This is a genomic window from Chitinophaga sp. SVR4-12A, from assembly GCF_056754765.1.
Window position 1 is genome coordinate 4,674,713 of the sequence record NZ_JBPGWP010000001.1, and the last position, 20,840, is coordinate 4,695,552.

12 protein-coding genes are annotated in these 20,840 nt (G+C 47.5%); 8 read left to right on the forward strand and 4 right to left on the reverse strand.

The features are described from left to right. Positions 1 to 10: 10 nt before the first annotated feature. The 6 genes from ACR9Y8_RS19255 (at position 11) to ACR9Y8_RS19280 (ending at position 11,348) form a co-directional block, all read left to right on the forward strand. Positions 11 to 673, forward strand: a complete 663-nt coding sequence (locus ACR9Y8_RS19255; RefSeq protein WP_481214877.1) for a DUF5011 domain-containing protein — start codon at positions 11 to 13, stop codon at positions 671 to 673. A gap of 33 nt (positions 674 to 706) precedes the next feature. Further along, positions 707 to 1,186 (forward strand): lipid-binding protein, encoded by a 480-nt coding sequence (locus tag ACR9Y8_RS19260; RefSeq protein WP_481214878.1) that lies wholly within the window; start codon positions 707 to 709, stop codon positions 1,184 to 1,186. 456 nt (positions 1,187 to 1,642) lie between these two features. Further along, positions 1,643 to 4,783, forward strand: coding sequence for a SusC/RagA family TonB-linked outer membrane protein (locus tag ACR9Y8_RS19265; protein ID WP_481214879.1), 3,141 nt, complete (start codon positions 1,643 to 1,645; stop codon positions 4,781 to 4,783). Positions 4,784 to 4,801: 18 nt separating this feature from the next. Beyond that, positions 4,802 to 6,421, forward strand: coding sequence for a RagB/SusD family nutrient uptake outer membrane protein (locus ACR9Y8_RS19270; RefSeq protein ID WP_481214880.1), 1,620 nt, complete (start codon positions 4,802 to 4,804; stop codon positions 6,419 to 6,421). A gap of 433 nt (positions 6,422 to 6,854) precedes the next feature. Then, the gene (locus ACR9Y8_RS19275) at positions 6,855 to 9,902 is read left to right on the forward strand and encodes a SusC/RagA family TonB-linked outer membrane protein (protein ID WP_481214881.1); all 3,048 of its coding nucleotides are present in this window, start codon (positions 6,855 to 6,857) and stop codon (positions 9,900 to 9,902) included. Positions 9,903 to 9,914: 12 nt separating this feature from the next. Then, entirely contained in the window at positions 9,915 to 11,348 is a 1,434-nt protein-coding gene (locus tag ACR9Y8_RS19280) for a RagB/SusD family nutrient uptake outer membrane protein (protein WP_481214882.1), read from the forward strand. 81 nt (positions 11,349 to 11,429) lie between these two features. Here ACR9Y8_RS19280 and ACR9Y8_RS19285 read toward each other — a convergent pair whose 3' ends face one another. Beyond that, positions 11,430 to 12,581, reverse strand: coding sequence for a redoxin domain-containing protein (locus ACR9Y8_RS19285; protein ID WP_481214883.1), 1,152 nt, complete (start codon positions 12,579 to 12,581; stop codon positions 11,430 to 11,432). Between the two features lie 83 nt (positions 12,582 to 12,664). After that, positions 12,665 to 14,110, reverse strand: coding sequence for an Asp-tRNA(Asn)/Glu-tRNA(Gln) amidotransferase subunit GatB (gatB, locus tag ACR9Y8_RS19290; protein WP_481214884.1), 1,446 nt, complete (start codon positions 14,108 to 14,110; stop codon positions 12,665 to 12,667). A 92-nt stretch (positions 14,111 to 14,202) separates the two neighbouring features. Here gatB and ACR9Y8_RS19295 point away from each other — a divergent pair, with 92 nt between their 5' ends. Then, positions 14,203 to 15,585 (forward strand): aldehyde dehydrogenase, encoded by a 1,383-nt coding sequence (locus ACR9Y8_RS19295; protein WP_481214885.1) that lies wholly within the window; start codon positions 14,203 to 14,205, stop codon positions 15,583 to 15,585. A gap of 118 nt (positions 15,586 to 15,703) precedes the next feature. Here ACR9Y8_RS19295 and ACR9Y8_RS19300 read toward each other — a convergent pair whose 3' ends face one another. Beyond that, a complete protein-coding gene (locus ACR9Y8_RS19300; protein WP_481214886.1) occupies positions 15,704 to 16,723 on the reverse strand; it encodes a PDZ domain-containing protein in 1,020 nt (339 codons plus the stop codon). A 175-nt stretch (positions 16,724 to 16,898) separates the two neighbouring features. Further along, entirely contained in the window at positions 16,899 to 19,520 is a 2,622-nt protein-coding gene (gene alaS / locus ACR9Y8_RS19305) for an alanine--tRNA ligase (RefSeq protein WP_481214887.1), read from the reverse strand. 256 nt (positions 19,521 to 19,776) lie between these two features. On the opposite strand from alaS, the gene ACR9Y8_RS19310 reads away from it, so the two are divergent. Beyond that, positions 19,777 to 20,748 (forward strand): M23 family metallopeptidase, encoded by a 972-nt coding sequence (locus ACR9Y8_RS19310; RefSeq protein WP_481214888.1) that lies wholly within the window; start codon positions 19,777 to 19,779, stop codon positions 20,746 to 20,748. Positions 20,749 to 20,840: the final 92 nt, after the last annotated feature.

Genomic DNA, 20,840 nt, shown 5'->3' on the forward strand with positions numbered 1-20,840 from the left:
CGGTATGATCATGAAACTATCTATCATAAAGTTCTGTTGCAGCTTCCTGGTTATATTGTTGCTGGGGGGATGCAAAAAAGACCCCGATGTCACCATCACAGATACCCAGATAGGCGAATCGAAGATCACCTTCTTCGTAGACCTTGCGCTTAATGGGAATGAATATATGGGCATTGTAAAAGGTCAGGCATTTACAGATCCCGGCGCAAAGGCCACAGAGAACGGTCAGCCGGTGGATGTTAAGGTCACTGGCGCCGTCAATACAAATGTTTCCGGTGTTTATAAGCTTACCTATACAGCTGTTAACAAAGATGGCTTCGCCAAGAGCGTAAACCGTTATGTGGGCGTATTGCCGGAAGCTCCCAATCCCGCGGTAGACCTCTCAGGCACTTACACCTCCAGCACCTCGCCGCAGGCCACCGTCACCAAAATATCTGACGGCCTCTTCTACACTTCCAATTGCTGGGGAGGCGGTAGCGTGGTAGTGATCGGCGCATTGTTCTTCTGCACAGACGGTACCACTTTGCACCTGCCGCTGCAGGATCTTGGCGGGCAGCGCGTGGTGGCTAATGATCCGGGCGTATATGCTGACGGCAAGATTACCTGGACCATTACACGCCTGGATTATCCCGGTACGCTTACGCTGGAAAAAGTTTGGACCAAAGTGCCATAGTAATCATAAGGGTTTTACTAAAAACATTAAAATATGAAAAGACTAACTATATATCTGCTGCTGCTATTGGGATTGATCGGCATATTCAGCTCCTGCTCCAAAGACCTGCCCGATCCCGGTGGTACGGGTGCTGAAAAGCTGTCTGGCGAGTGGTTCGTCAAAGTATCTTACGCTGGCAATACCACAGACTACATTAAGATAATGACCTATAACACGGCCGCCAATAACGACAGTCTCTGGGTAGACGACCTGGAAAATTTCTGGCAGTTCAAGGTAAAGACAAAGTTTGAAGCAGGAGGGCTGACTTTTGCTACCGTCAACGCACAGAACGGTTATTATGATTCCAAAGTAACGATCAGCAATGGTAAGGTGATCCAGAATGCATCTACTACTGAGTCCGGCGCTGTGGTAGACAGTATCTATTTTGAAGCAAAGTTTGATGATGATCCGGATAACCTGACTTACATATTCTCAGGGCATATGAGATCTGGTTTCCTGGAAGATGAACACTAAGTAACCGCAACCGTTATACGTTAAAAGGAAGCAGGGGTATTCCCTGCTTCCTTTTTTTATAACGTCGTATAATTGCAGTGTTGCATATGATATGTTTGATAATCAATGCCTAAAGAAATAACCCTGTCGTACCAACGCAGCATTTATAACATTTTAATTGTACGTGATGTTTTCCTGCTAATTTTATATATTGCATGTGCTATTGGGTAAAAATGACGAGAGTTAGCCAAAATCAAATCTATTTTGTGCCAAATCTAAACCGAAAAAAACGTTAAACCAGGTCTAAACATTAAATACAAGCATTAAAGACATGTATACACTTTGATGTACTGATAGCGGTTTCGTTATCCTATTATCCATTACTATTAGCTGCCACCATTCTTAAAGTAATCAAACGATTATTTTACGTGTAACTATGTTATTAACCAAAATCAAATTATCAACATTCATTTGCTTATGAAAACAAGTTTAATGCTATGTTTATTCATGGCTATGGGGCTGGTTCATGCATTTGCCCAAAACCGGACGATCTCCGGCAGGGTTACAGATGCAAAAGACGGATCGCCGCTTCCGGGTGTTACCGTGAGGATTGCTAAAACCTCTTTGGGAACACTGACAAATGCCAAAGGAGAATATACATTGACCGCCCCGGACAATGCTCCTGCACTCGAGTTCTCTTTTATAGGCTTTGATACCCGCCAGGTAGCTATCGAAGGAAGGAGCACTGTTAATATCCAGCTGAATGCCAACGAAAAATCGCTGAATGAAGTAGTGGTAGTAGGTTATGGAACAGTAGAACGCCGTGACCTTACGGGCTCCGTTTCCAGTATAAAAGGTAACGTGCTGAAAGACCTGGCCACCTCCAGTATGGACCGCCAGCTGGCCGGTCAGGTAACCGGTGTACAGGTGAACGTTTCCAGCGGTATACTGGGCCAGCCCGCGCGTATACGCATACGCGGTACGAACTCCATTAGTAGCGGCTCAGATCCGTTATATGTAGTAGATGGCGTGCCCTACATCACCGGCAGCCAGAGTAGTGTAACTGCCAACAACCCCCTGGGTGATATCAATCCTAACGATATAGAAAGCATGGAAGTGCTGAAAGACGGCTCTGCCACTGCTATTTATGGTTCAAGGGCATCCAACGGTGTGATCCTGATCACTACCAAAAAAGGTAAATTAGGTAAGCCAAAAGTTACTTACGATGCATGGTTCGCCTCGGCTGCTGCTTCAAAACGTTTTGACCTGTTGAACGCAAATGAGTTTATTGCTGTTGTAAATGAAAAATATACTAATGCAGGCAGAACTCCGCTGGCAGCCCCTACACTTGATCCTTCCGGTAAGCCATATGATACAGACTGGCAGGATATAGTGCTGAGAAGAGCTTTCCAGCACAATCATTCATTATCGTTCAGCGGCGCCACAGAGCAAACCAACTATTATTTCTCTGTTGGCTATGCTAACCTGCAGGGCACCACTGTTGGTAATGATCAGACCAAATACCAGTTTCGCGCAAAGCTGGAACAAAAGGCCTTAGACATACTTACCTTCGGTTTCAACAGCGGTATCTCCTATGTAACCAACAATGGCCTGAACACTGGTACCAACGCGCTGTCTGGCAACCTTACCAATGGCATCCGTGCGCTGCCTAACGTGCCTGCCCAGTTTGCAGATGGCAGCTACAATATCAACCTCAATGGTAATACATTAGGCCAGGGTGGTAACGGCAAAGTGATCGACGATAACTACACCAACATCAAGTATGTAGTGGATAAAAATATCTATCGTAACAGGAACCTGAATATTGTTGGCGATGCTTTTGTAGATGCGCAGATATTAAAAGGTTTGAATTTCCGCTCACAGATCGGTATCAACCTTTTGAATGGTGAAGATTATCAATACTGGAATCCTGTACACGGTGATGGTAGAAGCAGTAACGGTTATATCTATCAGCAGTCACTGCCTATCTTCCGTTATAACTGGTTCAATACCCTTAGCTATAACAAGACAATAGGAAGCAGCAAAATAAACGTTGTTGCAGGTATTGAATACCAAAAGACACAAAACAGGTCCTTTAACTCTCAAGGTACTAACCTGTCCGGTACTTACTTTGCCGGTGATAATATTATCAGCAGTACGCTGGCAAGCGACCAGGTGGGTGGCGGCTTTACAGAGCAGGCCTTCCGCTCTTATTTTGGAAGAGCTAATTACTCTTATAAAGATCGTTACCTGTTGGCAGGTACTTTCCGCCGTGACGCTATTTCAGCACTGCCCTGGGGTAAGCAGCATGCTAATCTGCCAGGTGTTTCCATTGGCTGGCGTATATCAGAAGAGCCTTTCTTCAAAAATGCCGCTGCCCTGGATTTTGTAAGCAACCTGAAATTACGTGGCGGCTGGGCTAAGGTAGGTAACGTAGAGATCGGGTCTTACCCGTATGCGGGTACTTTCAAACCGGTACCCTATGGCGCTAATAATGGTTTAGCTTTCGGGCAGATAGCCAATCCTGATCTTACGTTCGAGACCAGTAAGAAATACAATGTTGGCATAGATCTCGGTTTCCTGGATAACAGGTTCACCTTTACGGCAGACTACTTCCGGAATGATGTTGACAACCTGATCCTGGCAGCGCCTGTGCCGCCTTCGCTGGGCGTGCCTTCTACCGATCTGCCTAACATCCTTTTTGTGAACGCAGGTAAAATGAATAATAAGGGTTTTGAGTTTGCCATTACCAGTGTAAACATCAGCACGGCAGACCTTACCTGGACCAGCAGCCTGAACCTGACTTTGGTAAAGAATAATGTAACCCAGCTGTATAACAATGCTGATCTGATTGATGCCTACAATATTACAAAAGTAGGGTATTCAATAGGCTCCTTCTTTGGTTATGAATCTGCCGGTGTAAACTCCGCCAATGGTAATCCATTGTGGGTAAAAGGAGATGGCAGCATTGTTCAGGGAGATATCAAATCAGGTAAATATTATACCTACGATCCTTCCAAACCCGGTGATATCAGTACCGCTGCAGCTGCATTAACGCTGAGCGATAAAAAGGTCCTGGGCCAGTCCAACCCCACTTACTATGGTGGCCTGAACAACACGATTACTTATAAGGGCTTTGACCTGAACGTTTTTCTCTCTTTTGCAGGAGGCAATAAAGTATACAACGTAACACGCCAGGAAAGTCTTAATAACCAGAAATTCCAGAACAGCGGCAAAGAGCTGCTGAATAGCTGGAAAACTGCCGGTCAGGTTACAGATGTACCGATGTTATACTATGGCAGCGACAACTTCACCCTGCAGAACGGTAACCTCAACAGCCGTTTCCTGGAAGATGGTAAATTTATCCGTGCGCAGAATATCGGCCTTGGTTATACAGTGCCGGATGGTCTTGTACAACGGATGCACTTATCCCGTCTGAGAGTGTATGCACAGGTGCAGAATGCATTTGTGATCACTGGTTATTCCGGTCTTGACCCTGAGCTGAACAATATGACTCTTAACGCAACTAATGCAACGGTTAACCGCCAGGTGGGTATAGACTACAATACCAACCCGGTTCCCCGTACCATTACTTTTGGCATTAACGTAGGTTTTTAAATAAATCAAGCAAAGTATATGAGAAAGTTATTGCAATATAAATACAATGCGGGCAGGATGGTGTTAGCTGCTGTTGTACTGGCGGCCGCATTATCTTCCTGCGAAAAATTCACAGAACTACAACCCAACGCACAGATACCGGAAGACCAGGTGTTCGTTGATTCCGCAAATATTGATCTGGCGGTAAATGGTATGTATAACAATGCGGCTGTGGGCAGCTACGCAGACAGCTACACGGCGGGGCGCGGTTATCCTTTCGGTGCAGCTGCTATTGAACAGGATGAAATGCGCGGGGAAGACATGGTGAACCTCGCTACCTTTTATCAGTTCACTTACGAGTCTACTTACTCTACCACCTCTGCCAACAACGTAGCCATGTGGTTGAACCTGTACTCACTGATCAACCAGGCGAATGTGCTGATAGAAGGGGTGCAGGGAGCAGCGCAGAAAGGAGTGATCTCTGTTGCCAGGGCAGAGCGGTTTGAAGCAGAAGCAAGATTGCTGCGCGCGCTCGCACATCATGAGCTGCTGATCCACTTCAGTTTTCCCTATGCAGAGGGTAACGGCAGTAAACCTGGCGTTCCGTACAGGGGTGTGGCTATTAACACACCGCAGCGTATAGAAGAGGGCAAGAAAGTGGGCCGCGGTACGGTGGCAGAAGTTTATACTAAAATACTGGCTGACCTGGATTATGCAGAAGCCAAACTGCCTAATTCAACCTCCTCATCGCGGCTGATTTCCCGCGCCAGCAAAGGGGCTGCCATCGCGCTTAAAACACGTATTAAATTGCACAAGGGCGATTGGGCCGGTGTAATTACGGAAGGCGCCAAACTGGGTACTGATGGCGCTGGCCCCAGCTTTAGCAGCCCTATAGGCAGCTATGCGCTGACTGCCAGCCCGGATGAGCCTTTCACCAGTCAGGCAAACAACAATGAGTCTATTTTTTCAATAGCTAACGGTGCCGCTTCTACGGCCAACGGTGGCGTGAATGGTGCGCTGCCCAATATGTTTGGTCCTGCGGATAAAGGCGGTCGTGGTTTAGTGGCTACCAGCCCTAACCTGTACAATGCATCTTTCTGGGTGACCGGCGACAAACGCCGCGATCTTTTGCAAACGCAGCAACTGGTACCCGCTACTTCCAAGTTCTATTTTAACTACAAATACCGGGATTACATCAATAAAACCGACTGGGCGCCCATCGTTCGTTATGCAGAGGTACTGCTGAACGTAGCAGAAGCGTATGCCCGTCAGGGTAATACCGCACAGGCTTTCCTCCTGCTGAATGCAGTGCGTAACAGATCTGTTCCGGAAGGAAGTAAGTTTACAACTCCTCCGGCCGACCTGGTGCTGGCGATACTGCAGGAGCGTCGCATCGAATTTGCAGGTGAAGGGCGCCGCTGGCCGGATATTCACCGCTTGCAGAAAGACGCTAACCCAGCTTACGTGACCAGCGGTATACCTGCGAAGATACTGTCTATTAAAGGTGACGGTTCTGAGTATGACCTGGTGAACAGGCCCGTAGTAACGCCTACGAAAGCCGCAATTCCGTATACGGATTTCCGTTTCCTTTGGCCGATTCCGGCAACAGAGGTAGCTGCTAATCCAACCCTGGCGGCGCAGCAGAATGCCGGATATTAATATTGTCTAAACTGATTATAAAATGAAAAAAGCAGCCTGAATAAGGCTGCTTTTTTCATTTTAACATTTAAGTTGTAGATGTTAAATTGATGCTAATTTTATATATTGCAATGGTTTTTGACACGGAGTTAACAAAATCTTTACTATTGAACTGACCAAGATCGATGCCTAGTACCCAGGGAAATTGTAGCAATTTGAATATGAAAACTTGTCTTTAGTTCCCGGTTACCATTAGAGAGATAGCGCCTATGTAATAATGTAATACCTGTTGGTGAGAGTCCTTATGTACATCGTACTGCAAGACCCCGTCTAACCCTTTACTGACTTGCAGGCGCAAACATGTTTGGTGTAGCTCAAATGCATAAACGATGTTTTCCGTATTTGCTTTAGTAATCGCGTAATATTATAACAAACACTTAATCCAGAATCGCTTATGAAAAAAGCTCTACTGCTATGGCTTTTAATAGCCATGAGCGTTGTGCACGCTATCGCACAATCACGCACCATTTCCGGCAGGGTTGCTGACGAGAATGGGTCTCCACTGCCGAGTGCTTCGGTCGCAATAAAAGGTACCAGGATTGGTACTATGACTGACGCACAGGGGAACTACACATTAACAATACCGGAAAATGTTAAGGCCAGCCAGCTTACTGTCAGCATTGTTGGTTATGGAAGTACAACCGTAAGCTTAGCCAATGCTGCGCAGGTTGTACTGAAAGCTTCATCCGAAGACATCGCAGAAGTTGTTGTGGTAGGTTACCAGACTATCAAAAGATCAGATCTGACAAGTTCTGCCAGCTCAGTAGGAGGAAAGGAAGTTGCCAATAAGCCTATACCTTCCTTTACGCAGTTATTACAGGGTAAAAGCCCCGGCTTGCAGATTACAGGCGCCAGCGGCCGTCCCGGAAACAATGCCTATATCAGGATCAGGGGCCAGGGTTCTATCACAGCTTCATCGGAGCCTATCATTGTGTTGGACGGAAATATCGTACCATCTTCTGTGTATAGCTCCATTTCGCCTGATGATATTGCTGATGTAACCGTTTTAAAAGATGCTGCTGCAACAGCTATATATGGTTCCAGGGGTTCAAATGGTGTACTCGTGGTTACTACGAAAAAGGGTAAAGGCGGAGCGCCGGTTGTTACTTATGGTTTCCAGTATGGCATCAACGACGCCCTGAAGCTAAAGAACCTGACCTTAATGGACGCGATGCAGAAACTGCAATATGAATATGCTGGTGGATATTATTCAGCTAATGGCATATTGGATTCTATGATCGCCAATCGTATCGCTTCCGGTGAATTTCCTGAAAATAGTGAATTGAATACATTAACCGATGCCCAGAGGAATCAGCTTTGGACTTTGGCTGCAAGCAGAGGAGCGGGAGACTGGAGAAAATACATGTTGCCTACCGGGCATCTTAAGCGCCATGAGATTTCCGTATCCGGATCTTCTGACAAGTTTAACTATTACCTCTCAGCGATCAAGAGTAATACCGATGGTGTTGTATACGGCAACTACTTTGATCAGATAGGCGGACGTTTAAACGTAGAATACAGGCCACACGATTGGTTGAAGCTGGGAACAAATATGAACGTAATTGATACCCGCACCAATTCAATCAGGGAATTGTTCAACGGTCAGGCTGCCTCTGCATCCTCCTTACTGTTAAATCCGTATGAGCCACTGCTGGGTGATGATGGTAAATATAACCTTACCAGCTTAGGACAGAATGCAATGGAAACTACTGACCGCAACCCTAATACCTTAAACCCCACTGCCTATTTCGGTACTTTTTATGCGCAGGTAAACCCTATACCGCACCTGACCTTAAAAACCCAGCTCGGGTTAACGTATTATACGCTTTTCCAGGAATATTATCTGCAACCTGGTTCTTACCTGGCGGATGTGCTTGGGTATAACCAGAAACGCGATAACGGCGCAAGGAATTTCAGATATATTTATACGAACACTGCTAACTGGCAGCAAACAATTAATGAGAAACACTCCATCAATATCCTGGCAGGTATGGAGTTCAATAAGGACAAGGTTTATACCTTCTCACTGACCGCCAGAAATTTTCCTACTGCTAATGTAAATACATTGGAGAATGGCGCTACGCCTATTGCGGCCACCACTTCCAGGGCAGATTGGGCGGTAATATCCTATTTCGGTTCGGCTCAGTATGATTATGAGAAAAAATATTTCATAAGCGTTTCCGGCAGAACCGATGGTTCTTCAAGATTCGGTGCAAATAACAGGTTTGCGACTTTTGGCGCAGTAGGCCTTGCATGGGATGTCAAGAATGAAGAGTTCCTGAAAAACATCGAGGTCGTAAGTGCATTAAAATTAAGAGGATCTTATGGAACGAGCGGAAACGATAATATTGGCAACTATACTTCATTAGGTACTTCCGCCCTGAATGTTAACTATAATGCATTGCCCGCTTCAAGCCCCAACCAGTTGGCGAATCCAAATCTAACCTGGGAAAAGTCCAAACAGACAGACATCGGTCTTGACTTCGGTTTCATGGATAACAGGATAACAGGTACGGTTGATGTTTATAATAAAAAGACCTCATCGCTGCTGTATGGTATTAACGTATCTTCAACAACAGGTTTCTCCAGTTATACAGGAAACGTTGGCGGGCTGCAGAATAAAGGCGTTGAGCTTTCCTTAAGTGGCGATGTTATACGTAGCAAAGACCTGACCTGGACGGTAGGGGCCACTTACTCATATGTAAAGAACAAGGTGACTGATCTCTATTCAGACAATACCCCGGCCGCTAACAGTGGTAGTCTTTCCTTCCTGAAAGTAGGAGAGCCTGTTTTTGTTTATAAAATGGTGCGTTGGGCCGGTGTAAATCCTGAAACTGGTAAAGAAGAGTATTATACTGCGGACGGTCACACAACTGATGTTTTTAATGCCTCTAAGGATGCCGTAATCCTAAGCGGAAAATCTCCGTTACCCAAATACTACGGAAGTATCACTACAAATGTTAACTATAAAGGATTAGATCTCTCTGCGCAGTTGTACTACTCAGGTGGTAACTATATCATGAACTATGTTTATCAGACAGGCGCTTCAACTGGCGAAAGTATCAACAACGAGCAATTTACTGAAGCGCTAGACTACTGGAAAAAACCTGGAGATAAGGTAAGGTATCCTAATTTGAATGATCCTACACAGAATTCAACATACGACACCGATAAATGGTTAGAAAAGGGCAACTATGTTACATTGCGCGACGTTACCCTGGGCTACAACTTCAATGAAAAACTGCTTTCACGGACACGTTTTGTAAAAGGATTGCGCATTTACGCACAGGGAACCAACCTTTTATTGTTCACAAAGTATCATGGCTTGCCTGAGATCGGAGAGGCTAACGGAGAATCAACAACCATTAATCCGGGTACATATTCTCTCTATTCCTATCCGCAATTCAGATCATTTACTTTTGGACTTAATGTAAAATTCTAAAAAGAAGAACCAATGAAAGCAAAATATATTATTCTCATAGCTGCGCTGCTTCCTGTATTGGGAGGGTGTAGTAAGTCTGAACTTAACCTTTACCCCTACAATGCTGCAGAACAGGAGCAGGCATATGATACAGAGGAGGATATGAATCTGGCAGTTAACGGCATGTACTATGGTATCAGGGCTTCTGGCAGTTATTACAACGGCACCTGGAATATAGTAGCAGACGCCATGTCCGATAACCTTATCATTAACCAGGCTGGCAGAAGATCCTTAAATGACTATCAAAAGTGGAACCTGAAACCCGGTGCAACTGAGTATGGCTTGTTCTCTGGCGGATATACCATCGTTAGGAGAGCCAATGCCATCCTGGAGAACATTGATAAATTTCCGGCCGGCCCTTTTCATGATAATACAAAAGGACAGGCTTTAGCGCTTCGCGGGATGACCTATTTTGATATGGCAAGAGTATACAGTAAAACCTATACCAATGCTTCCAATGAAGATCTGGCTATTCCTTATGTAACAACAACAGATAAAGAAATTTTACCGGCTAAAGAACCGGTGAAAGGGTTTTATGATAAGGTACTTGCCGATCTGAACCAGGCTTTGACACTGATCAATGCAAGTAATGGCACAGGTAAATTGAATAAAGCAGCCGTGGCAGGGCTTTTATCCAGGGTAAACCTTTATAAAGGAGATTATGCCGCGGTTATTACAGCTGCAAATACTGCACTTGGGGCTAACCCGGATTTGCCCGGTATCGCAGATTTTCCTAAAATCTGGACAGACCAGACCGAAAAAGGTATTTTATTTAAAGTGATCAATAACCTTGTAGACAACGTAAATACACAGGGTGTCAATTACTATCAGCCTGTAAAAGGTGAGCTCAAGTCAGAGTATGTAGTGGAGTATAACTTCATGCAGCTGTTTACTGATACTGACATACGTAAATCAACTTATATCCAGACAAGCCCCTTTTCCGGAGGTATGTATAATAACGTAATAAAGTACAACGGCGGTGCAGGCAAAGCTCTTGGCGTTTGTGACGCAAAGGTGCTTAGAACTGCAGAAGTGTTATTGAACCGTGCAGAAGCTTATTACAAAACCGGGAATGAAGCAGCAGCCCTGGCTGATCTGAATCTGTTAAAAGCAAACAGGTACACCGGATTCACTAATATCAATCTGACCGGTCAGGCTTTATTAGACGAGATCTATAAAGAAAGAAGGTTAGAGCTTGCCTTTGAAGGCGACAGGTTCTGGGATCTGAAACGCAGGCACCTATCCATTCAAAGAGATGGAACAAAAGGTGACAAAGCAGATGGTTCAGGCGTTTCATACGTACCTACTGCAGTTACTTTGGATGCGAACGATTACCGTTTCCAGCTTCCGATCCCGATTGCGGAAACCAACTTTAACAAGAACCTGGCACAGAATCCTGGTTATTAGTTTAGGTTAATCTGATCAAATAACAAAACAAAAAAGGCAGGATCATCTCCTGCCTTTTTGTTTATAATAAGATTGAATTATTTATTTCACCACTTCCTTCAGCTTCTGCTCCAGCGCATCTCCTCTTAAATTAGCCGCTATTACCTTCCCTTGCGGATCCAAAAGAAAATTAGTAGGAATAGCATTAATACCAAACAAAGGCACTACCGCAGAATCCCAGAACTTCAGATCGCTCACATGGTTCCAGGCCAGGCCATCTGCCTGTATCGCTTCTACCCAGGCTTCTTTCTTTTTGTCCAGTGATACGCCCAGGATAGTAAAGTTCTTGTTTTTATACTGCTGATAAGCTTTCACCACGTTCGGATTTTCCATACGGCAGGGTTTACACCAGCTGGCCCAGAAATCTACCAATACATATTTACCACGGAAAGAGCTCAGGCTGATCTTTTTACCGGAAGGATCAGGCAGCGAGAAATCAGGCGCTACATCGCCTACTTTCACAGCTGTCATATTTTCTTCATCGCCGCCACCGGCAGCGCCTGCCTGTTGTTCTATTTCGGTGAGGCGTGCGCTCAGGCTGTGTACCAGGCTGTTCTCGGGAAAGCGTTTTTCTATGTTGCTGATCACCTGTTTTTGCTGGATCAATGCGCTGGGATCATTCACCATGCTCAGGGCAAATACAGCGTTGGCAGGGTAGGGTGTTTTCTCCGCATAGCTGATAAAGGATTGCTGCAGGTCAGCTTCCTTTTGCTGCAGCGCTTTCACTTTCTCCTGCAGCACGCTGTCAGGTAAATTGGCGTTATGCAGGCTGTCTACGGCGCGCATTTCCATCGTTAGCGACTGCCCTTTTTCATTTGCCTCAGCCAGCAGCTGTTGCAGTGCAGCAGAAGCTTCTGAGCCTTTGATGCTGATCTTGTCCAGCTGATCGTAATCACCTTCGATCTTCATGTCGCCTGCGTCCAGCGCCAGCAGGATATACTTACTGTTGCCAAAGCGTATCCGGTATAATCCCTGTTCGGGAACAGTACCCTTCAGGGTAAATTTACCGCTGGCATCTTTCAGGCTGGTAGTGTCTGCTACCTTTACTTCCTTCAGTGTCAGCTCTTCCAGGAACACGGGTCCCAGGGGCGCATTAGACAAATGCACGCTTATCTTGAAGCTTCCTTTCTCAGCCTGCGGCCCGCAACTTGCGAGCAGCCCGCCAAGCGTAAGCCATAATGCTACTTTTCTCATCTTGTATGTTATGCTCGGTCTCATAATAATGGCCAGTTTTATAGATATAATGACAGTTTCATTCAAATGTAACAAACAATGAGCTACTTTAAGCGCTCTGCCAGCAGCTGGTTGGTTAGTTTGGGATCTGCTTTCCCTTGCGACAGCTTCATCACCTCGCCTACAAACAGTCCGATCAGGCCCTTTTTACCGGCTTTATACTCTGCAACTTTGGCGGGATATTTAGCCAGCACTTCATCGATGATGGGCGTGATGTTATCGGCGTTGGTATCCTGTAGCAGGTTCAGCGCAGTGGCAATTTGCAGCGCCGTTTTACCAGGCTGCTGAATCATTTCCGGAAATATACGGGAAGAGGCGATGGAAAAATTCACTTTACCGCTTTCCACCAGCCCGATCAGGTCAGCCAGGGAGGCCGCAGAGAGCGGGAACTGCTCCATGCCTGTGGAGTGTTCGTTCAGGTATTGCTTTACAGGTCCTAACAGCCAGTTGGCAGTTGCTTTGTACTGTGGGGATACGGCTATTACCTCTGCAAAATAGTCTGCAGTGGCCTTATCGTCACACAGCACACGGGCGTCGTATTCCGGCAGCCCGTATTGACTGGTGTACAGCGCTACCAGCTCATCCGGCAGTGCAGGCAGCGATGCTTTCACCGCAGCCAGGAATTCCGTCGTTAGTCTGAAAGGCGCCAGGTCCGGTTCCGGGAAATAACGGTAATCATTGGCCTCCTCTTTCGAGCGCAGGGAGAATGAGCTGCCATTGGCCGCATCAAAACTGCGGGTCTCCTGTACAATGGTGCCACCGTTTTCCGTCAGCTCTATCTGTCTTTTTATTTCATTCTCAATGGCCCTTTTCACGTTCCGGATAGAGTTCATGTTCTTTACCTCTACCTTGGTGCCCAGGGTGCTAACCCCTTTGAGCCGTATGGAGATATTGGCGTCGCAGCGCATGCTGCCCTCTTCCATATTTCCGTCGCATACGCCCAGGTAGCGTACCAGCCTGCGAAGCGCGGTCAGGTAAGCATACGCCTCATCGCCGGTGTGCAGGTCTGGCTCTGTTACGATCTCTACCAGTGGTACGCCCGCCCGGTTATAATCTACCAGCGTATTATCCGGTTCCTGGTCGTGTAAAGACTTACCCGCATCTTCTTCCAGGTGTATACGGTTCAGCTGTATATTTCGCTCTCCCTCCGCTGTAGTAATCGCCACGTGGCCGCCCAGGCAGATAGGCGCTGTATGTTGGGATACCTGGTAACCTTTGGGCAGGTCCGGGTAAAAATAGTTCTTGCGTGCAAAGTAATTCTCTGCCGCTATCTCGCAATTACAAGCCAGGCCCAGTTTCACGGCATATTCTACCGCCTTTTGATTCATACGGGGCAGCGTACCCGGGTGGCCCAGTGTAATGGGGCTGACGTGGGTATTAGGCGCACCGCCGAATGCTGCACTGTCACTGCAGAATAACTTACTTTCCGTGAGCAGCTGCGCATGTACCTCCAGCCCGATCACTGCTTCATATTTGTTATAGTCTATCATGGGTAGGGGCGAAGATATAATATTTTTGAGCATCCCGCCAGGGGGCGGACATATCCGCCCATTATGTAGTAACTTAAATAAAAAAAATTCCTATGACAAACGCCCTCTCCATAGGTGATATTTACAAGGCTCAGCAGGCATTCTTCGATTCCGGCGCCACCCTGCCATATGCCTTCCGGAAAAAGCAGCTTAAGCAGCTGAAACAGGGCATTAAGAAGCATGAAAACGAGATCCTCGACGCTCTGCATAAGGATATGCGCAAACACCCGGTAGAGGCCTATGGAAGCGAGGTCGGATTTCTATATGCCGAGATCGACCATGTGCTGACCAACCTGGCCAGGTGGATGCGTCCCCATGAGGTAACCAGCCCCCTGGAACATTATCCCAGCCATAGTAAGATCTTACGGGCTCCCCTGGGGCTCACGCTGATCATAGCTCCCTGGAACTACCCCTTTCAGCTGTTGATGGGCCCCCTGGTTGGGGCTATCGCCGGTGGCAACTGTGCCATTCTGAAGCCTTCCGAGCTGGCTCCGGCAACGGCGGCGGTCATGGAACGGCTGGTCAGCGAAACCTTCGAACCAGCCTATATCACCCTGCTACAGGGGGAAGGCAGCCAGCTGATACCCGCCCTGATGGCCTACCGCTTTGATCATGTATTTTTCACCGGTAGTGCAGCCATCGGTAAAAAGATCATGGAAATGGCAGTGCCGCATCTGACGCCCGTGACCCTGGAGCTGGGAGGAAAATCTCCCTGCGTGGTAGACGATAAGGCCGATATAAAAGTGGCGGCCAGGCGTATTGTATGGGGCAAGTTCTGGAACGCCGGACAAACCTGTGTGGCGCCTGATTATGTGCTGGTGCACAGCCGCGTAAGGGCGGCCCTGATCGCAGCTATGGAACAGGCCATCGTACAGTTTTATGGTGAAGATCCGGCCCGGAGCCCTGATTATGCGCGTATCATCAATGCCCGGCGTTTCGATGTGCTGGAAGATTACCTGCAGCAAGGCAAAATAATACACGGCGGCATCGCCGACAAAAAATCACTGTATATAGCGCCTACCCTGGTGGAAGAGGTAACATGGTCGTCTCCCCTGATGCAGGAAGAGATCTTCGGGCCTATACTGCCTATAATTCCTTTTGATGATTTGCCGCAGGCTATACAATTGATCCGCAGCCATCCGTACCCCTTGTCGTTGTATATATTTTCTAACAGAGCTTCCACGCGCAGGAAGCTGGAGGAACAGCTGCGCTTTGGCGGCGGCTGTGTCAACAATACCCTGGTGCACCTTACCAATCCCGAGCTACCCTTCGGCGGCGTGGGGCATAGTGGCATGGGCCAGTACCATGGCCGCTTCAGCTTTGAAACGTTCACGCATCCCAAAGGCATTATGCGCACGGCTACCTGGCTGGATGTTCCGGTGAAATATGCCCCCTTTAAGAATAAGCTGAAATATGTGAAAATGCTGGTAAAATAAAAGCCCCCGCATCGCCAGACGACGAACGGGGGTCTTACACACTTAAAACCATATCAAATCATTCTGCGAGGGCGCAGATGTGCAAACAACGAATGAAAATTGTCAGCACATCCGGATATTAAAGATCAGCTTTGTTTAAATGCTTGGGAACGGTAATGGTCAGCTGCTGTTCTTTGTTGTTGCGTTTAACCTTTGCCGTTAATGTCCCTTTGTCTTTATTCTCCCTGTATGCATTCGCTACATCTTTGGCCGAATTCACGGCCGCGCCTGCCAATTCTGTAACAATATCATCTTCCTTAAAACCTGCTTTTTCAGCAGCAGAACCTTCCGTTACACCTAACACGCGCGCACCTTTACCGTCCTCAGTGTCCTGTACAGACAGCCCCAGGCGGGTATCGCTGTTGTCATTGCCAAACCAGTTGAAAGGACCGTCTCCGAAACCCTGCCCGTTGCGCGGGCCACGGAAGCGGAAAAAATTATTATTCCCCGGGTTGGGTGTAAAATTGAATGCGCCCAGGTCTTTACGTTCGTCCAATGTAACAGTGGCCTTATTTTCCTTTTTATCACGCAGGTACGTGATGGTCACCTTATCACCGGGATCATATTCACCGATCTTCTCAAACAGGTCCTGCGGCTCGGCTATCTTGTCTGCATCTACCGCTGTGATCACATCTCCTTTCTTCAAACCAGCCTTCTCTGCTGCACTGCCTTTGGATACTTCCCTGATCGTTACGCCTGCTGCTTCTTTTTTCTCCGTTATTACCCCCAGCAGCGCTTTGCCGCCGCGGATGGTACTGCCGCTTTCATCGTCGTCATTATTGAAGAATTGCAGGCCCCGGTGAGGGTTGTCAAAAGAAAAAGTATTGCCATCCATCGGCCTGATCTTACGGCGATACACAGAAATGTCGCCATCCTGGTAATCGTCCATCTTTTTTCCATCTACCCATACTTCTCCGTCTTTGATCTCGATAGTTACTTTTCCATCCTGGCTGTTTTTAGGTTTGATAACAATCTCATCATACTCGCCCAGTTTGTCGCTTTTCTGCTTGCCGGAATCTTGTGCCTTTACTGCAGGTGTGATGGCAAAAGAACCGCAGGTTAGTCCTGCGAGGGTTAGTACTTGGAGTAACTTTCTCATAAACAAAACAATATTTTTTGTACGCTTAATATAGCAAATTTAAAGGCTGGCTCAAATAAGGAAAAGTTAAAAGGGCTTAGCCGGGCTTAAGGGAATGTTAAAAATGACGCCTGAAAACACCAAGCCCGCATAGCACTTTCGTCCTATACGGGCCTTCATTATTAATTCTTAATTATTAATTACTACTTACCAGCGCTTTCACCTTTTCCACCACCTCCTGCAGCTTGTCAGTCTCCTGACCTCCTGCGGTAGCAAAGGATTTCTGTCCTCCTCCTCCGCCTTTTATCAGCGGGGCCACCTGTTCTTTAATGATCTTCGGCGCATCCCAGCCTCTTGCATTCACCAGGCTTTCTGCTATCATCAGTGCAACGCTGGCTTTACCATTTACATCCGCAGCCAGAACCACTACGTGATTATCAATATTTTTCAGGGCGGTGCCCAGTTGTTTTAATGAATCGGCATTGCCAACTTTCACCACCTGGCCAATGAAGTTCACCCCATTGATCGCCGCTACCTGTTTTTTCAGGTTGGCAGCCAGCTCATTTACTTTCTCCAGTTCCACGTGGGCCAGTTGTTTTTCCAGGTTGGTCTTTTCCTGCAGCAGGTTTTCAAAGGCCTTTACCGGTTCTTTGGGATTCTTCAGTACCGCCTTTATGTCTTTCAGCTGTTGCAGCTGCTCGTTCACATAAGCCAGGGCTTTAGCGCCGGTGACTGCTTCTACGCGGCGTACACCTGCGGCCACTGCGCCTTCGCTGAGAAATTTGAACAGGCCCAGTTCCCCGGTAAAACCAACGTGGGTACCGCCGCACAGTTCAATGGAATAGGCGGGGTCCATGATCACTACCCTTACCGTTTCTCCGTATTTCTCTCCAAACAGGGCCATAGCGCCTGATTTAAGCGCTTCTTCTCTCGGCATTTCCTGTATCACCACCGCAATATTTTCCCGGATCTTCTCATTCACAATATCTTCTATGGTGGCCAGTTCCTCGTCGCTCACCTTCGCGAAATGGGAAAAGTCAAAACGCAGGTAATCTGCATTCACCAGGGATCCTTTCTGGGCCACGTGCGTGCCCAGTACCTGGCGCAAGGCAGCGTGCAGCAGGTGGGTAGCAGAGTGGTGGCGCGCGGTATCCGTTCTTTTTTCGCGGGCCACTATCGCCTTAACGGGCACATTTACCCGGGCAGGCAGGGTATCGGTAAAGTGAACGGTCAGGTCGTTCTCTTTTTTGGTATCTGTAACGGCAATGGTTTCCCCCTCAAACAGCAGTACACCGGTGTCGCCTACCTGTCCGCCGCTTTCTGCATAAAAGGGGGTTTGTTCCAGTACCAGCTGGTATTGCTCCTTGCCTTTGGCTTTTATTTTACGGTATTTGGTAACCCGGGTGGTGTTCTCCAGCAGCTCATACCCAACAAAAGTAGTGGCAGGCACCTCGTCCAGCACTACCCAGTCGCCGGTGTCCAGCTCCGTGGCGGCACGGGAACGGTTTTTCTGCTGCTGCATTTCAACATTGAACCCTTTTTCATCCACGCTAAAGCCTTTTTCTGCAGCGATCAGGTTGGTCAGGTCCAGCGGGAATCCGTAGGTGTCATACAGCTCAAAAGCTGTTTTACCATCTATGTTCTTTGAGCTGGCATTACTGATCACGTCTTCTATACGGCGGATACCGCTTTCCAGCGTGCGTAAAAAGTTGTTCTCTTCCTCGTATACCACCTTCTTCACAAAATCAACCTGCTGTTGCAGTTCAGGGAATACCTTGGCAAATTGCTGTGCCAGTACCGGGACCAGCTCATGCAGCAAAGGTTTTTTAGCGTCCAGGAAAGAGTAATAATAACGTACGGCCCTGCGCAGGATCCGGCGTATCACATAACCGGCGCCCGTGTTGGAGGGCAGCTGTCCGTCTGCTATTGTAAAGGAAATAGCACGCAGGTGGTCTGCAATTACACGGAAAGCTACGTCCCGCCTTTCATCTGTGCCGTTATAAGTATGCCCCGTCAGTTTTTCGGTAGCATGAATGGTGCCCATGAACAGGTCAGTATCGTAGTTGGAAGTCTTACCCTGTAACACTCTCACCAGGCGTTCCAGGCCCATACCCGTATCCACGTGTTTAGCCGGTAGCAGTTCCAGCGTACCGTCTTTCAGGCGGTTGAACTGCATGAATACGTTGTTCCAGATCTCGATCACCTGGGGGTGATCTGCATTTACCAGCTCGCGGCCGTCCTTTTGCTGCCGCTCGGTATCAGGGCGGCAATCCACATGTATTTCAGAGCAGGGGCCACAGGGACCGGTATCGCCCATTTCCCAGAAATTGTCTTTCTTATTGCCCAGCAGGATCCGGTCTTCCGCTATATGCTGTTTCCAGAAATTATAGGCTTCCTCGTCCTTAGGCAGGTTTTCTTTCGCATCCCCTTCAAAAACAGTCACATATAGCCTGTCTTTGGGTATTTTATAGATCCCTGTCAGCAGTTCCCAGCTCCAGGCAATGGCCTCGGCTTTGAAATAATCGCCAAAGCTCCAGTTACCCAGCATCTCGAACATGGTATGGTGATAGGTGTCGATGCCTACTTCTTCCAGGTCGTTATGCTTGCCGCTTACCCGCAGGCATTTCTGGGTGTCCGCTACCCGGGTATGCGCCGGGGTCTTATTGCCCAGGAAATAGTCCTTGAACTGGTTCATCCCCGCATTGGTAAACAAAAGCGTAGGGTCATTCTTTACCACGATGGGGGCAGAAGGCACGATCTGATGCCCTTTGGAGGCAAAAAAGTCCAGGAATTGCTGTCGGATCTCGGATGCTGTCATAAAATATTATAGCCTATTAATATGTATTTTTACCTATATAAATTGCGTCTGGTGTAAAATTGCCGTTAATTTGTATTTTGCACGCCCCGCTGTTCCTGCAAATTTGGTTGTGTTTGCGGGAAGGAGTGCAAAAATATCGAAACCTATAAGATTATTCAAATAAGCTGTTAGCCATTAGCGTTTAGCTCTTAGCTGTTCGGAGTGTAAGAGCGGGCCCGTGGTGCTAACAGCTAAAAGCCAATAGCTAAGAGCTGCAATGAAGAAGGTCAAATATTTCTATAACACCCAGACCCTGAAATACGAGAAGCTCGTAGTTTCGGTACGGGTCAAGATATTACGGATCCTGGGGTTTTTATCGGCCGCCATCGTTACCGGCGTCCTTTTCCTTTCAGCATCCTACCGTTTCCTGGATTCTCCCAAGGAGAAGTTGCTGCGCCGTGAGATCGACAATATGAAGGAACAGTATGATGCCCTGCAGCACCGGATGAACGAAGCTAAAAGCCAGCTGTCGGAACTGCAGCGCCGCGACAACCAGATCTACCGGGTGATATTTGAAGCTTCCCCGATCCCGGACAGCACCCGTGCGGGCAAGATTGAAAAAGACGAAGAGCTGGCGCAGCTTCAGTCTTTCGCCAGCAGCGACATCATTGCCAGTACAGCCGTGCTGCTGAAAGAACTGATGAACCGCATCAAATCACAGGAAAAATCCTACGGAGAGATAGATGACCTGGTGAAGAACAAACAACAGATGCTGGCCTCCATACCCGCCATACAGCCGGTATCCAATAAAGATCTGAATCGTATTGCCTCCGGTTTCGGATACCGGATCGATCCTATTTATAAAACGGTGAAATTTCATGCCGGTCTTGATTTTACAGCTCCCAGCGGCACACCGATCTACGCTACCGGCGACGGAGTTGTGGAAGAGGCAAGCCTGAGCGACGTAGGCTATGGCAACCACGTGGTAGTAAGACATGGATATGGGTACAAAACCCTCTACGGCCACATGCTGCGCACCAAGGTAAAGAGCGGCCAGGCCGTAAAAAGAGGTGATGTGCTGGGCTGGGTAGGCAGCACCGGAAAATCTACAGGCCCTCACTGCCATTACGAAGTAATGAAGAACGGGGAGAAGGTGGACCCTGTATACTTTTTCTTTAATGATCTTTCCCCGGAAGAATTTGACAGGATGTTAAAGATTGCCAGGTCTGGTAATCAATCTTTTGATTAATTTGCCGCCAATATGCCCGGGGCTTCCGGAAATTGGCTTGGCTTTGAAGTTTGGGCTTTGCAATCTGGAACTTGGAATTTGGAATTTCCTAA